The organism is Allobosea sp. NPDC055594, from assembly GCF_053618995.1.
Genome location: NZ_JBSHIO010000002.1, coordinates 407264 through 421968, shown reverse-complemented (window position 1 = coordinate 421968; position 14705 = coordinate 407264). Strand labels below are relative to the sequence as shown.

Annotated in this window: 11 protein-coding genes; 4 read left to right on the top strand and 7 right to left on the bottom strand. The window is 67.4% G+C overall.

What is annotated here, in order from left to right:
* Window positions 1-19 precede the first annotated feature (19 nt).
* Window positions 20-2641 carry an ATP-dependent chaperone ClpB gene (gene clpB / locus ACWGRX_RS05955; RefSeq protein WP_452116782.1) on the bottom strand — a complete coding sequence of 874 codons (2622 nt, stop codon included), beginning with the start codon at window positions 2639-2641 and terminating at the stop codon, window positions 20-22.
* Window positions 2642-2821: 180 nt separating this feature from the next.
* Here clpB and ACWGRX_RS05950 point away from each other — a divergent pair, with 180 nt between their 5' ends.
* Both ACWGRX_RS05950 and ACWGRX_RS05945 read left to right on the top strand, forming a co-directional pair.
* Window positions 2822-3151 carry a DUF2293 domain-containing protein gene (locus tag ACWGRX_RS05950; RefSeq protein ID WP_452116955.1) on the top strand — a complete coding sequence of 110 codons (330 nt, stop codon included), beginning with the start codon at window positions 2822-2824 and terminating at the stop codon, window positions 3149-3151.
* Between the two features lie 105 nt (window positions 3152-3256).
* Window positions 3257-4048: an MOSC domain-containing protein gene (locus ACWGRX_RS05945; protein WP_452116781.1), complete on the top strand. Its 792-nt coding sequence runs from the start codon at window positions 3257-3259 to the stop codon at window positions 4046-4048.
* Window positions 4049-4114: 66 nt separating this feature from the next.
* Here ACWGRX_RS05945 and ACWGRX_RS05940 read toward each other — a convergent pair whose 3' ends face one another.
* The 6 genes from ACWGRX_RS05940 to ACWGRX_RS05915 form a co-directional block, all read right to left on the bottom strand.
* Window positions 4115-5071: a DUF4167 domain-containing protein gene (locus ACWGRX_RS05940; protein WP_452116780.1), complete on the bottom strand. Its 957-nt coding sequence runs from the start codon at window positions 5069-5071 to the stop codon at window positions 4115-4117.
* Between the two features lie 392 nt (window positions 5072-5463).
* The gene (gene prmC / locus ACWGRX_RS05935) at window positions 5464-6282 is read right to left on the bottom strand and encodes a peptide chain release factor N(5)-glutamine methyltransferase (RefSeq protein WP_452116779.1); all 819 of its coding nucleotides are present in this window, start codon (window positions 6280-6282) and stop codon (window positions 5464-5466) included.
* Between the two features lie 97 nt (window positions 6283-6379).
* Window positions 6380-6631, bottom strand: a complete 252-nt coding sequence (locus ACWGRX_RS05930; protein WP_291635284.1) for a hypothetical protein — start codon at window positions 6629-6631, stop codon at window positions 6380-6382.
* Between the two features lie 60 nt (window positions 6632-6691).
* Window positions 6692-7777 (bottom strand): peptide chain release factor 1, encoded by a 1086-nt coding sequence (gene prfA, locus ACWGRX_RS05925; protein ID WP_452116778.1) that lies wholly within the window; start codon window positions 7775-7777, stop codon window positions 6692-6694.
* A 66-nt stretch (window positions 7778-7843) separates the two neighbouring features.
* Window positions 7844-10111: a phosphoenolpyruvate--protein phosphotransferase gene (gene ptsP, locus ACWGRX_RS05920; protein ID WP_452116777.1), complete on the bottom strand. Its 2268-nt coding sequence runs from the start codon at window positions 10109-10111 to the stop codon at window positions 7844-7846.
* 102 nt (window positions 10112-10213) lie between these two features.
* The gene (locus tag ACWGRX_RS05915; protein WP_452116954.1) at window positions 10214-11818 is read right to left on the bottom strand and encodes an alpha,alpha-trehalose-phosphate synthase (UDP-forming); all 1605 of its coding nucleotides are present in this window, start codon (window positions 11816-11818) and stop codon (window positions 10214-10216) included.
* Window positions 11819-12095: 277 nt separating this feature from the next.
* Between ACWGRX_RS05915 and otsB the strand changes: the two genes are divergently transcribed.
* Window positions 12096-12821 (top strand): trehalose-phosphatase, encoded by a 726-nt coding sequence (otsB, locus tag ACWGRX_RS05910; RefSeq protein ID WP_452116776.1) that lies wholly within the window; start codon window positions 12096-12098, stop codon window positions 12819-12821.
* Between the two features lie 35 nt (window positions 12822-12856).
* Entirely contained in the window at window positions 12857-14695 is a 1839-nt protein-coding gene (locus ACWGRX_RS05905; RefSeq protein WP_452116775.1) for a glycoside hydrolase family 15 protein, read from the top strand.
* Window positions 14696-14705: the final 10 nt, after the last annotated feature.

Here is a 14705-nt window from a genome sequence, read left to right as displayed (position 1 = left end):
GTGTTGATGCGGCCGCAACTTAGTTCAGCGCAACCCCTGCCGGACGGGCTTCGCTCGCCGCGGGGAACTCGCCGAGCATCAGCCCGGCCGGCCCCACCGTCAGCGGCACGCTTTCGCCGTCGCGGACCGTGCCGGCGAGCAGCAGTTCGGCCAGTGGGTCCTGCACCGATTTCTGGATCACCCGCTTCAGCGGGCGCGCGCCATAGGCCGGGTCGTAGCCCTTGTCGGCCAGCCAGTCGCGCGCCTCGTCGGAGAGCTCGAGAGCGATCTTGCGATCGGTCAGGAGCTTGCCGAGGCGGCCCATCTGGATGTCGACGATCGCGCCCATATCCGACCGCCGCAGGCGGTGGAACAGGATGATGTCGTCGATCCGGTTCAGGAACTCCGGGCGGAAGGCATGGCGCACCACGCCCATCACCTCGTCGCGGACGGCGTCGCTGTCCTCGCCCTCGGGCTGGTTCACCAGGAACTCCGAACCGAGATTCGAGGTCATGATGATCAGGACGTTGCGGAAGTCGACCGTGCGGCCCTGGCCATCGGTCAGGCGTCCGTCGTCGAGCACCTGCAAGAGGACGTTGAACACGTCCGGATGCGCCTTCTCGACCTCGTCGAACAGCACGACCTGATAGGGCCGGCGTCTGACGGCCTCGGTCAGCGCGCCGCCTTCCTCATAGCCGACATAGCCCGGAGGGGCGCCGATCAGCCGGCTGACCGAGTGCTTCTCCATGTATTCCGACATGTCGATCCGGACCATCGCGGTCTCGTCGTCGAACAGGAAGGCGGCGAGTGCCTTGGTCAGCTCGGTCTTGCCGACGCCGGTGGGCCCCAGGAACATGAAAGAGCCGATCGGCCGGTTCGGGTCCTGCAGCCCGGCCCGGGCGCGCCTGACCGCCTTGGAGACGGCCTCGACCGCTTCCTCCTGGCCGACGACGCGTTTGGCGAGGCTCTCCTCCATGCGCAGCAGCTTGTCCTTCTCGCCTTCCAGCATCTTGTCGACGGGCACGCCGGTCCAGCGGCTGACCACCTGCGCGACATGGTCGGGCGTCACGGCTTCCTCGACCATACCGGACTGATCGCCATTCGCCTCGATCTCGGCGAGCGCCTTTTCGAGCTGCGGGATCTCGCCATAGGCGAGCTCGCCGGCGCGCTGGTACTCGCCCTTGCGCTGCGCCTGCGCCAGCTCGTTGCGGGCGTTGTCGAGCTTGGTCTTGATCTCGGCGGCCTGGCCGAGCTTGTCCTTCTCGGCCTTCCAGCGCGCGGTGATCGTGGCGGAGCGGGCCTCGAGCTCGGCGAGCTCGGCCTCGAGCCGCCGCAGCCGCTCCTGCGAGCCGGCATCGCTCTCCTTCTTCAGCGCCTCCTGCTCGATGCGCAGGCGGACGATCTCGCGATCGATCGAATCGAGCTCCTCGGGCTTGGAGTCGACTTGCATGCGCAGGCGCGCCGAAGCCTCGTCGACGAGGTCGATCGCCTTGTCGGGCAGGAAGCGGTCGGTGATGTAGCGGTTAGACAGCGTCGTCGCCGCGACCAGCGCCGAGTCGGTGATCCGGACGCGATGGTGCTGCTCGTACTTCTCCTTCAACCCGCGCAGGATCGAGATCGTGTCCTCGACCGTCGGCTCGTCGATGAAGACGGGCTGGAAGCGCCGCGCCAGCGCCGCATCCTTCTCGACATATTTGCGGTACTCGTCGAGCGTGGTCGCGCCGATGCAATGCAGCTCGCCGCGCGCCAGGGCGGGCTTCAGCAGGTTGGAGGCGTCCATCGCGCCGTCGGTCTTGCCGGCGCCGACGAGCGTGTGCATCTCGTCGATGAACAGGATGACGCCGCCCGCCGCGGCCGAGACCTCGGAGAGCACGGCCTTCAGCCGCTCCTCGAACTCGCCGCGATATTTCGCGCCGGCGATCAGCGCGCCCATGTCGAGAGCGAGCAGCTCCTTGTCCTTCAGGCTCTCGGGCACGTCGCCATTGACGATGCGCAGCGCCAGGCCCTCCGCGATCGCGGTCTTGCCGACGCCGGGCTCGCCGATCAGCACCGGATTGTTCTTGGTCCGGCGCGACAGCACCTGGATGGTGCGGCGGATCTCCTCGTCACGGCCGATGACCGGGTCGAGCTTGCCCTCGCGCGCTGCGGCCGTCAGGTCGCGCGCATATTTCTTCAGCGCGTCATAGCTCTGCTCGGCTGAAGCGGAATCGGCGGTGCGGCCCTTGCGGATCGCCTCGATCGCGGCATTCAGGCCCTGCGGCGTGACGCCGGCCTTGGCCAGCACCTTGCCGGCCTCGGTCTCCTTCTCGATCGCCAGCGCGAGCAGCAGCCGCTCGACCGTGACGAACGAGTCGCCGGCCTTGTCGGCGGCCGTCTCGGCCGTGCCGAAGACGCGTGCCAGGGCAGGCGTCAGCTGCGGCGCGCCGGCGCCGGAGCCGCTGACCTTGGGCAGCTTGGCCAGCGCCGCATCGACCATCTGCTTGGCCAGGCGCGACTGGCCGCCGCTGCGGTCGATCAGGCCGGCGGCCATGCCTTCGCCGTCGTCGAGCAGCGCCTTCAGCACATGCTCGGGCGTGAACTGGGGATGACCCTCGCGCATCGCGATGGTCTGCGCGGCCTGTAGGAAACCCTTCGCCCGATCCGTGTATTTCTCAATGTTCATCAATAAACCTCCGCCCGCCGGTCGCGCCCCGTGGCGGCGGAGCCGGCTGCCTTTCATCAGGATGGAGCCCCCTGTCGGGCGACCCCTCGTCCAGACATAGGTGTTGCATCGGGGCAACGTAAGGGGGGCGTGTCCGCTTTGGGATTGACGATCGACGCCGCCCCCGCCCAGCCTTGGGCCATGGTTGGAACCCGGCGGCAACAGGCGATTCGCAAGGCGCTCCGGGCGCTGGCGCCGGGTATCCCCTTGAGCGATGCCGAGGCGGTACTGGCGCTCGCCGGCCGCAATCAGATGAAGGCCCTGCCGCCGTCGACGGCGCTCTGGCTGGCGCTCGGCAGCCATGTCCGCCACAGCCACACCGATTACGACCGGTTGCTCGCCGAAGGCTATGAGCGCGATGCGGCCCGCTTCTTCGTCATCGAGCAGACCGACGACGTGCTCTCGGGCTGGGGCTGCCAGCGCTCCGTCGCCGATGGCGACGAGGATGGCGGTGAGGGCAACGCGTCCTGACCGGTCCGATCCGGGGATTTCATCGATCCCTGCCGGTCGCGTGCTGGATCGCTGGCCCCCGGCTATGCCAAGGTCCGGCCTCGCCGCACCACCGAGGACAAGATCATGCGCGTCGCATCGCTCTACCGCTATCCAGTCAAGGGGCTCTCGCCGGAGCCATTGACGAGCGCGGCGCTCTCGGCCGGCGGCTACTTCCCGGGCGACCGGCTCTTCGCCATCGAGAACGGGCCCTCGGGTTTCGATCCGGCCGAGCCGGTGCACCAGCCCAAGATCAAATATCTGATGCTGATGCGCAACGAGTCGCTGGCGCGGCTCAGGACACGCCATGACGATGCCGGCGGCGAACTCACGATCTCGCAGGAGGGCCGTGAGGTGCTGCGGATCTCGCCGCATAGCCCGGAGGGGCAGGACCGGCTCTCGGCCTTCTTCGAGGGCTTCATGCCGGAGGAGCTGCGTGGCCGACCGCGTCTGCTCGCGGCTCCCGAGGGCTATCGCTTCACCGATTCGCGCTCGGGCTTCGTCTCGATCATCAATCTGGCGAGTGTTGCCGATCTCGCGGCGCGGATGGGCGCGGTGATCGACCCGTTGCGCTTTCGCGGCAATGTCATGGTCGAGGACCTCCCGGCCTGGGCGGAGAATGATCTGGTCGGGTGCGAACTGGAGGGGCCGGGGGGCTTGCGCCTCTCAGTGATCAAGCGGATCGAGCGCTGCGCCGCCACCAATGTCGATCCGACGACCGGCGCCCGTGACCTGCAGATCCCGAAGGCGCTGCTACAGGGCTATGGCCATGTCGATTGCGGGATCTACTGCCGCGTGCTCGCAGGTGGCGTGATCGCGAAGGGCGCACGGCTCGAAATCGCTGCTGCGGCGCAGGTCACGCCGGCCGGCATTTCCTGACATGAAAAAGGGCCCTTCCGGGCCCTTTTTCTCAGCTTTCTGCGCGGACAGCCGCGGCTGTCCGGCTCATTCGGCGGCGCCGTCGCTCTCGGAGCCGAGCGCATCCATCACTTCCCGCGGCGAGCGGCGCCGGCGCGTGCGCTTGGGCTTCTCCTGCTCTGCGGTCTCGGCCGTTTCGGTGGAAACCGGCTCGGCGGCGGCCTCCGGGAGGGCGGCCTCGCCCTCGCTGGAGGTGATCGCGATCGGCAGGCGCGTCGGCGTCGTCAGGAAGGCCGGCAGGGCGGTTGCGACCTCCTGCTCCTCCGTCACGGCGGCGACTTCAGTCCGGCGCTGGCGCTCGCCACGCGGCTGACGCTCGGGGCGAGGCGGGCGCTCGGCCTGGATCGGTTCCGCGACATAGTCGGGCTGCTCGGCACCGGGCTGCGCTTCCGGTCGCGGTGCATGGGCCGCCGGCTGGCCGTCCTGGCGCTCGAAGCGGCGTTCACCGCGCTCCTGGCGATCATTGCGGTCGAAGCGGCGGCCGTTGCGCTCCGGGTTGCGGTCGAAATTGCGCTCGCCACGGTTCGGCCGGTCGAAGCGCTGGCCCTCGACTTGTTCGCCCTCCTGGCGCGGCGCAGCATGGCCGTTGACGCCGCCATTGCCGTTGTAGCTCTGGCGCTCGGCCGGCTGGCCACCGGGCTGGAAGCTGGCGTTCTCGTCCTCGCTCTCTTCCTCGGCCTCGTCCGGATCCTCGTTGAAGGCGCGGTTGGGCGGGAAGCTATGGCCGAATTGCTGCGCCATCTGCTCCTGGGCGGCGAGCAGGATGCGATAGTAGTGTTCGGCGTGCTGGAAATAGTTCTCTGCGGCAACCGGGTCGCCCGAAGACTGGGCGTCCCTGGCTAGCTGAAGATACTTTTCCGCGACATGCTGGGCGGTGCCCCTGACCTTGACGTCGGGACCGTTGGATTCGTAGCTCCGCTGCAACGGATTTGGAGCTTTGCGGTTGCCGCCATTGTTGTTGTTATTGTTGTTACGGCCGCGCATGCGCCGGTTCTGACCTGGTCTCATTCGCGTCAATCTCGCGTTCTGTTCATTCGAGGCAACCGTGCAAGGGCGTCACATACGAAGTGACGCGCGGCGGGTTGCGACGCCGCGCTGAGGCAATCCGACCTGGAAGGGCTCTGCGCCGATATGGATCTTCACGCGCTCTTTCCAACGGAGCTTCTTTGGCTCCAGACCGAGCGGCGCTCTCGCACGCTCGAAGTCTCGATCTCGCTGTGTCAGTTAGCGTCGGTCCTGGCAGTAATCCAAAAGCCAGACCGCTTCGCTGGTCCTCGCTAAAGGCTATGTGCTGACGACACCGTCTTCAAGACAACCCGTGCATAACCGGTTTCTGCCGCCCTTCCAAGCAAATTCGCTCGGGTGACTGTGAAAGTTCACAGTTCCGCTGTGAAGACCAGCGCGCGGACATGGCCGCCGAGATCGCGATGCGACTGCAGATGCCGCAGTCCCGCAGCCTGCATCAGCGCGCAGACATCGTCTTCCTGCCCGGCCCCGATTTCCAGGATCGCCCGGCCCTCGGGAGCCAGGCGCGCCGGCAGCAGCCCGGCGAGGGCGCGATAGGCGTCGAGCCCGTCTGCCCCGCCATCCAGTGCCAGATGTGGATCATGGTCGCGCACGGCAGGTTCGAGCAGGGCGATCTCGCGGCTGGAAATATAGGGCGGATTCGACAGGATCAGGTCGAATTTTCCGCACAGCCCCGCATCCCAGCGCGCCAGGCGGAACTCAGCCCGATCGGCGACCCCGTTGCTGACGGCGTTGCGGACGGCGGTCGCCAGCGCGTCCTCGGACAGGTCGACGCCAGTGCCGCGGGCCAACGGAAACTCGCTCAGTGCTGCGATCAGCAGGCAGCCCGTGCCGGTGCCGAGATCGAGAAAGGCGAGCGCCTCCCGGCGACGCTCGCCAAGATGCTGCAGGGCCGCCTCGATCAGCGTCTCGCTATCGGGCCGGGGTTCGAGCGTGCCGGGCGACAGGCAAAAGCTCAGCCCCCAGAATTCGCGGGCGCCGAGCACGCGCCAGAGCGGCTCGCCGGCGAGCCGTCGTGTCAGCGCCGCCTGAAGCCGGGTGGCCGAATCAATATCCAGCCGATCGCCTGCGCCGGCGAGATCCTCGATGAGGATGCGCGCTTCGAAGCTCCAGTCGGCGACCCCTGCCTGGCGCAGCGCTCTTGCGAGCACCTTGCGCGTCTCGGACACGGCTTCGCCCGCCGTGACGGGGACAGCGGGCTCAAAACCGTCGGCGGGATGGCCGGTGCGCGGCAAATCGATCCTTGGCGCCGGCCTTCGGGCCGGCTCAGTTGCCCTGCATCTGCTCCTGGACGCAGGCGTTCATCTTGGTGCGGAGCGCGGATTTGCTCTCCTTAGCGCCGCGGAACTGAAGCTGGCAATCCTGGCGTGCCTGCTTCTCGGTCTTGGCCTTCTGCAGATGCGCGGCATCGCCGCCGAACACCTTGCGTGCGGTCTGCGAACCGGTCTGGGCCTGGGCCAGGGCCGGCGTCAGGGCGATCGCTGCCGCAAGGACCATGCTGCTGAACAGGGTCTTCATCTCTATCCTCCCCTAACGACGTTACCGATAGCCAAGTAACGCACGTTCCGGCGGAAGGTTTCACGCTGCCCCTTGCTCTGCGAGCAGCTCGGCCTGGCGGGCAGCGGTGAGGGCGTCGATGATCTCGTCGAGCACCAGCCCCTGCATCATCTCGTCGAGCCTGTAGAGCGTCAGGTTGATGCGATGCTCGGTGACGCGGCCTTGCGGGAAGTTATAGGTCCGGATCCGCTCCGAGCGGTCGCCGGAGCCGATCTGAGAGCGCCGGTCGGCCGAGCGCTCCGCGTCGGCGCGGCTGCGCTCCATGTCGTAGAGCTTGGCGCGCATCAGTTCGAAGGCGCGCGCCTTGTTCTTGTGCTGCGAGCGCTCGTCCTGGACCACCACCACGATGCCGGACGGAAGATGCGTCAGGCGCACCGCCGATTCGGTCTTGTTGACGTGCTGGCCGCCCGCGCCGCCTGCGCGCATCGTGTCGATGCGCAGATCCTTTTCATCGAGCGACACGTCGACATCGCTGGCGAGCGGCAGGGTCGCGACGGTGGCGGCCGAGGTATGGATGCGCCCGCTCGCCTCGGTGTCGGGCACGCGCTGCACGCGGTGGACGCCGGATTCGAATTTCAGCCTCGCATAGACACCTTTGCCGGAGATCTCCGCGATGACCTCCTTGAAGCCGCCGACCGTGCCTTCGCTCTCGGAGAGAATGTCGAGGCTCCAGCCCTTCTGGGCGGCGTAGCGCTGATACATGCGCAGCAGGTCGCCGGCGAAAAGCGAGGCTTCGTCGCCGCCGGTTCCGGCCCGGATCTCGAGGATGACGCCGCGCTCGTCTGCGGCGTCCTTGGGGAGCAGCGCGATCAGGATCTCGCGGCTGCGTGTCTCGATCTCGGCGCGTGCAAGGTCGCGCTCCTCATAGGCGAGGTCGCGCATCTCGGCATCGGTCGCCGGATCGTCGATCATGGCGAGCGCCTCGTCGAGCCCGGCCTGCGCCTTGCGCCAGGCGGCGATGGCGGCGACCACCGGGTCGAGTTCGGCCAGCTCCTTGGCGAGCTCGACCACGCGGACCGGATCGCTCGCATGGTTGATCGCGTCGCTGGCCGCGGCATGGCGGGCGACGATGCCGTCGAGGCGGTCTTGCGGGAGGAGGAGGGACATGGCGCTGATGCGATCTTGCTGGACATAGGGGCCGGCGCGGCCGGCAAGCACGGTTAGCGGGCGTCGCTAGACCGGTACCTTCATCTCGGCGGCGAGCGCCGAAAGCAGCGGGCGCAGGCTGGCGGCGCCGTCCGACGCGGCGAGCCAGGCATCGAGACGTTGGCGCGCCTTGCCGGCATCGAGTGCCCGCAGCATCGCCTTGACCGGCCCGACCGAGGCCGCCGACATCGAGAACGAGCGGTAACCGAGCGCGATCAGCGCCAGTGCCTCGATCGGCTTGCCGCCCATCTCGCCGCAGACCGTGACCGGGCAGCTGGCCTTGTCGGCATGGTCGACGATTGCGCGCAGGGCCCGCAGCCCGGCGGCGCAGAGCGGATCGAAGCGTTCCGAGACGCGCCGGTTTTCGCGATCGGCCGCGAACAGAAACTGCATCAGGTCATTGGTACCGACCGAGAGGAAGTCCGCCTCCCGGGCGATCTCCGGCAATTCGAAGAGCAGGGAGGGCACCTCGACCATGACGCCGAGCTGGAGGCTGGACGGGGCCGGGCGGCCGTCGCGCTCCAATACGGCGAGCTCGCGGCGCACGATCAGCCGGGCCCGGAGGAACTCGTTCACGGTCGCGATCATGGGCAGCATGATCTTCATGTCGTAGCCCGCACCGGCGCGCAGCAGCGCCCGGACCTGGGCGCGCAGCAGCCGTGGCTTGTCGAGCCCGATGCGGATCGCCCGCCAGCCCAGTGCCGGGTTCTCCTCCTCGACGCGCTCCATATAGGGCAGCACCTTGTCGCCGCCGATATCGAGGGTCCGGAAGGTCACTGGCCGGCCATTGGCCGCGGCCAGCACCGCGCCGTAGAGCGTCTGCTGCTCGGCGGTGGTCGGCATGTGCTGCGCCACCATGAATTGCAGCTCGGTGCGGAACAGCCCGATGCCGCCGGCATTGGTCTCGTCCAGATTGGGCAGGTCGACGAGCAGTCCGGCATTGATCTGCAGGCTGATGCCGACACCGTCCTTGGTCACCGCCGGCTGCGTCTTGAGCTTGCGGAACTGCTCCTGCTTGCGGGCGCGCAGGCGCGCCTTGTCCTTGTAGGCGTTCTCGACATCGGGCTGTGGCCGGATCTGCACCTCGCCGGCCTGGCCGTCGACGATGACCGCGTCGCCCGCTTCGATCAGCGCCGTCGCATTGGCGATCTCGCCCACGGCCGGAATGCCGAGCGCGCGCGCCACGATCGCGATATGGCTGGTCGGACCGCCCTCCTCGAGCACGAGGCCGCGCAGATGAGCCCGGTCATAGTCGAGAAGGGCCGCCGGCCCCATCGAACGGGCGATGAGAATGGCGTTTTCCGGCAGTTGCTCGCGGGCGACGCCGTTCGGCTTGCCGACCAGCGTGCGCAGCAGCCGGTTGGCGAGGTCGTCGAGATCGTGCAGGCGCTCGCGCAGATAGGGGTCGGTCTGGCGCTGCATCTTGGCGCGCGTATCCGACTGCACGCGCTCGACCGCCGCCTCGGCGGTGAGGCCGGTCATCACCGCCTCGCGCATGCGCCGCAGCCAGCCCTGATCATGCGCGAACATGCGGAAGGTCTCGAGAACGTCGCGATGCTCGCCGGTATGGGCCACATCGCCGCGCTCGATAAGCTCGTCGATCGCCACGCGCATCTGCGCGATCGCCGCCTCCAGCCGCGAGACCTCGAAGGCAGGATCCTCGGCGATCAGGTCGGTGATCGCGACGCGAGGCTCGTGCAGCACGGCGTAGCCGAGGCCGACGCCGTCGGCCAGTGTGGTGCCAACGCCGTGGATCGGACGCTCGAGGCCGATCGCGGCGCCGGGCCGGGACAGGGCCTTCAGGCCGCCGGCCGCGATCATCTCGGCCATGATCATGGCCGTGGTCTGCAGCGATTCGGTCTCGTCCTCGCTGTAGATGCGCGAGGCGCGGTTCTGGATGACGAGCACGCCCATCACGGCGCCGCCGCGCAGGATCGGTACGCCCAGGAAGGAACGGTAGATTTCTTCGCCGGTTTCGGGGCGGTAGGAGAAGGCCGGGTGCGATTGCGCGTCCGAAAGCGCGATCGGCTCGGCCTCGCTGGCGATCAGGCCGACCAGGCCCTCGCCGGCGCGCATCGTGGTGTGGTGAACCGCCTCGCGGTTGAGGCCTTCGGTGGCATAGAGCTCGAGCGAGCCGTCTTCACGCAGGACATAGACCGAGCAGACCTCGGCCACGAGATTGCCGGCGATCAGGACGACGAGCCGGTCCAGCCGCTCTTGCGGACTGACCGGCGCTGCCATCACCTCGCGGAGACGGCGTAGCAGAACGCCCGATCCCCCGAGTGCGCCTCGCATCAAATGCCCTCCGCCCGCCTCCACAGCCTATCAGGCCGACATGTCGCTCCAGACCTGGCTCGTCCTGCCAGCGTGGCAAGAAGAAGCGATCCGTGCCTGCTTCTAGCGAGGTGAAGCGGTATTCGGCAAGAGCTTGGCGTCGTCCTCTTGCCTGAAACCGGCGCGCATTTCGCCCATTACTGCATCATTTGCTGCCGACACCGGCTTTTTGGCCGGTTTTGCCGTCGTTTTTTTTGTCGTCGGGCGGCTTGTCGCATTTGGCTCGGCTGCTGCCTGGCGGGTTCGACTCGTCCGCCGCGGCGGCTCCGGCGGCACGAGGCCGTCATCGCTGTCGGCGCCGGTCAGCGCGGCGAGATAGCGCGAGGTCCACCAGCCGATATCGCTCGCGGCGATCGTGCCGTAGAGCCGCTCGAAGCGCCGCACCCGCTCCGATTGCGGCATGGCGAGCGCGGTACGGATCGCTTCGGCGACCTCATGGGTGTCGTAGGGATTGACGATCAGCGCCTCGCGCATCTGATGTGCGGCGCCGGCGAAGCGCGACAGCACCAGCACGCCGGGATCCTCCGGATTCTGCGCCGCGATGTATTCCTTGGCGACGAGGTTCATGCCGTCGCGCATCGGCGTCACCAGCCCGACCTGGGCGCGCCGGTAGAAGCCGGCCAACGCGCTGCGTGAGTAGGCCTTCTTGACGACGCGAATCGGCGTCCAGTCGAATTCGCCGAGCGCGGCATTCAGACGTCCGGCGACCTCGTCCGATTGCCGGTCGAGCTCGGCATATTCGGGGACGTCGCTGCGCGAGGGCGGCGCGATCTGCAGCAGGCCGACATTGCCGCGATGTTCGGGATGGCTGCGCAGGAACTGGCCGAAGGCCTCGAGCCGCTGGACGATTCCCTTGGAATAGTCGAGCCGATCGACGCCGATCACCAGCTTGCGGCCGCCGAGCGGGCCGGTGGTCGCACGGATCGGTTGGGTCGCGGCGCGCACCGAGGCGACGGCGAGCTTGCGAAATGATTCGACGTCTATGCCGATCGGGAAAGCGCGGACGATGGTTTCGCGCGGCCCGGCCCTGACCCGCTCGCCGTCGCGCTGGGCGCCGCGCAGCGCGACCAGCCCGCCGATCAGATTGTCGGCGTCGGTTTGCGTCTGCATGCCGACGAGATCATAGGCCGTCATCGTGCTGATCAGGGTGGCGCTGAAGGGCAGCGCCCCGAAGACTTCGGCAGACGGCCAGGGAATGTGGTGGAAGTAGCCGATCCGGTTGGTGACGCCGCGCCGCCGCAGCTCCGCCGCCAGCGGGATCAAGTGATAGTCGTGGATCCAGATCACGTCGTCGGGCTGCAGCAGCGGCAGCAAAAGCCTGGCGAACCGGCGGTTGACCGCGAGATAGCCGGTATAGTCTGAGCGGTCGAACTCGGTGAGGCCGAGCCGGTAATGCATCAGCGGCCACAGCGCCCGGTTCGAGAAACCCAGATAGTAGCTCTGACGCTCGGCCTCGGTCAGATCGGCGATGGCATAGGAGACTTTGCCGACGCGGACCGGTTCTACGCGGGAGGACGGTTCGGCGCTCGTGCTCCCGCTCCAGCCGAACCAGAGCCCGCCATGCGCTTCCAGAGCGGAGCGGAGTGCCACCGCGAGCCCGCCGGCTGCCACTTTTTCGCCACGTTCTGGCATGGTGACGCGGTTGGAGACCACCACAAGACGCATAATGCCTCACTTTCGTTGACGAATGCCGCTTTGGCGCGGGAACAGAACGCGCCGGCAGACGTAATGTTTCGTGTGCACGCCGGCCTTCTTGGCCGGATCGCGTCGCCGCCGTGACCGGATCATGGCGACGGTGGGAAGCTGAACCCTGAATGTGGCGAGCCGACGGACGGTCGTCCTTTCGCCCGTTTCGTCCTCTAGCAAGGCCGCCATGTCGCAAACTCAGAGCCCAGAAGCTGCAGAGCTGCACGCGCCGCTCGCAGCACGTACCGCATCGATAGCATTGTTTCTTGATTTCGACGGAACCCTGGTCGAGATCGCGCCTTCGCCTGAGGACGTCCGCCTCGACCGGCGCGTGCCCGGTGCGCTGGATGCGCTGAGCCAACGCCTCGGTGGCGCGCTGGCATTGGTTTCCGGCCGTCCGGTGGCGTTTCTGGACAGGATGACGGCGCCTTTCCGCTTCGACGCCGCCGGCTTGCACGGCGCGCAGATTCGTCTCGGCGGCGAGGAGGCTCCGCTGGCGGCGCCCTCCGAGGCGCTCCGTGCCGCGACGCGGGCCATGGTGCGCTTCGCCAATGCGAATATCGGCGTCATCGTCGAGGACAAGCGCCAGTCCGTCGCGCTGCACTGGCGGCTGGCCCCGGCGCTGGCCGACGAGGCGATGGAGCTGATGGAACGCCTGGCAGCCGAGATCGGTCCCTCGATGCGGCTGCAGCACGGCAAGGCCGTCGCCGAGCTGGTTCCGGCCACAGCGAGCAAGGGCGGGGCCATTGCCTGGCTGATGCAGCAGCCCGCCTATCGCGGCCGCCTGCCCGTGTTCATCGGCGACGACATCACCGACGAGAACGGTTTCGCCACCGTCAACGATGCCGGAGGGCTATCGATTCGGATCGGGGAAGGGCAGACTTGCGCCCGACACCGGCTCGCTTCGCCGACTGCGTTGCACCGTATCCTGCTCGGCGCTGCAGATGGCGGCGAGCTCACGCTCGAAACCTTTCTCCAGAACTGAACCTTCCACCAAGACCAGCTGCATCAGGGATAGGCATGACTGTCACCACCGTCGCCCCGCCGGGCGTGGCTTCGCTCGATCTCGGCGTCATCGGCAACTGCTCCATCGCCGCGCTGATCGACCGCCAGGCCCGGATCGTCTGGGGCTGCTTCCCGCGCTTCGACCGCGATCCGGTGTTCTGCTCTCTGATCGACAACCGGATCGAGGATGGCGATGCGATGCCGGAAAAGGGCGTCTTCGCCATCGAGATGGTCGGCATGACGCGCTGCGAGCAGAGCTATCTCGACAACACCGCGATCCTCTCCTCGGTGCTCTCCGACGACCACGGCAATGCGTTGGAGATCCTCGATTTCGCGCCGCGCTTCGTCCGCTATGAGCGCTTCTTTCGGCCGCCTCAGCTCGTCCGCCGCGTCAGGCGGGTCTCCGGCCGTCCGCGCATCCGTGTCGTCGTCAAGCCGTGCCTCGGTCTCGGCGAGGTGCCAGACGAGATCACTCGCGGCTCCAACCATGTCCGCTTCGTCGGAGCCGACCAGACCATCCGCCTGACCACGGACGCGCCGATCTCCTATGTGCTGGAGAGCATACCTTTCGCTGTCGAGAAGCCGTTCTCATTCTTCATCGGCTCGGACGAGGCGCTGCGCGCCGAGATCGAGACGACCTCGCGCGAGTTCCTCGACAAGACCACCGATTACTGGCGCGACTGGGTCCGCTCGCTTTCCATCCCCTTCGAATGGCAGCGCGAGGTCATTCGCGCCGCGATCACGCTGAAGCTCTGCTCCTTCGAGGAGAGCGGGGCCATCGTCGCGGCACTGACCACCTCGATCCCCGAGGCGCCGGGCACGCAGCGCAACTGGGACTACCGCTTCTGCTGGCTGCGCGACGCCTATTTCGTCGTGCATGCGCTGAACCGCCTCGGCACGACGCGGACGATGGAGGATTATCTCGGCTTCATCACCAACATCGTCGACACTTTCTCGGAGAATGGTGCCGAGCATCTGCCGCCGCTCTATCCGATCACCCGCGGCGGCGAGCTCCGCGAATTCGAGGTGCCGAATCTCGCCGGTTATCGCGGTCACCAGCCGGTGCGTGTCGGCAATGGCGCGGCGACGCAGATCCAGAATGACGGCTATGGCGCGGTCGTGCTCGCCGCCACCCACTCCTTCTTCGACCGCCGGCTCATCCAGCCGGGCAAGGAAACGCTCTTCAGCCAGCTCGAGCGTATGGGCGACCGGGCGATCGAGCTCTTCGACAAGCCCGATGCCGGCCCCTGGGAGCTGCGCGAGAAGCAGGTCGTCCACTCCTTTTCCAGCGTGATGTGCTGGGCCGCCTGCGACCGGCTTGCCCGCATCGCCGGCACGCTCGGCCGGGCCGACCGCAAGGAGTACTGGCGCGGCGAGGCCAGGCGTCTGGAAGGCATCATTGCCGACCGGGTCTGGAACCAGGAGAAGGGTCATTTCGTCTCGACCTTCGACGGGACCGATCTCGACGCGACGCTGCTGCTTTTCGCCGAGCTCGGCTTCGTCAAGCCGGACGATCCCCGATATATCGCGACTGTCGAGGCGATCGGCCGCGAGCTCGGCCGCGGCGACCTGATCCTGCGCTACGGCACGCAGGACGATTTCGGCTTCATGCATACCGGCTTCCTGATCTGCGCCTTCTGGTATGTCGATGCGCTGCATGCGATCGGCCGCAAGGACGAAGCCAAGGAGCTGTTCGGGCGCATCCTGCAGCGCCGCAACAGCTTCGGCCTGCTCTCCGAGGACGCCGATCTCGAGACCGGCGAACTCTGGGGCAATTTCCCGCAGACCTATTCGATGGTCGGACTGATCAATTCGGCGATGCGGCTCAGCCGCAACTGGGAAGAGGCGTTCTAGCCAAGTCGTC

Bases quoted from the DNA above. Each gene is read 5' to 3' on its own strand.
- ACWGRX_RS05945 (WP_452116781.1), top strand. From the start codon at position 3,257: ATGCGCGTCGCATCGCTCTACCGCTATCCAGTCAAGGGGCTCTCGCCG.
- clpB (WP_452116782.1), bottom strand. From the start codon at position 2,641: ATGAACATTGAGAAATACACGGATCGGGCGAAGGGTTTCCTACAGGCC.
- ACWGRX_RS05930 (WP_291635284.1), bottom strand. From the start codon at position 6,631: ATGAAGACCCTGTTCAGCAGCATGGTCCTTGCGGCAGCGATCGCCCTG.
- ACWGRX_RS05950 (WP_452116955.1), top strand. From the start codon at position 2,822: ATGGTTGGAACCCGGCGGCAACAGGCGATTCGCAAGGCGCTCCGGGCG.
- prfA (WP_452116778.1), bottom strand. From the start codon at position 7,777: ATGTCCCTCCTCCTCCCGCAAGACCGCCTCGACGGCATCGTCGCCCGC.
- ACWGRX_RS05940 (WP_452116780.1), bottom strand. From the start codon at position 5,071: ATGCGCGGCCGTAACAACAATAACAACAACAATGGCGGCAACCGCAAA.
- ACWGRX_RS05905 (WP_452116775.1), top strand. From the start codon at position 12,857: ATGACTGTCACCACCGTCGCCCCGCCGGGCGTGGCTTCGCTCGATCTC.
- ptsP (WP_452116777.1), bottom strand. From the start codon at position 10,111: ATGCGAGGCGCACTCGGGGGATCGGGCGTTCTGCTACGCCGTCTCCGC.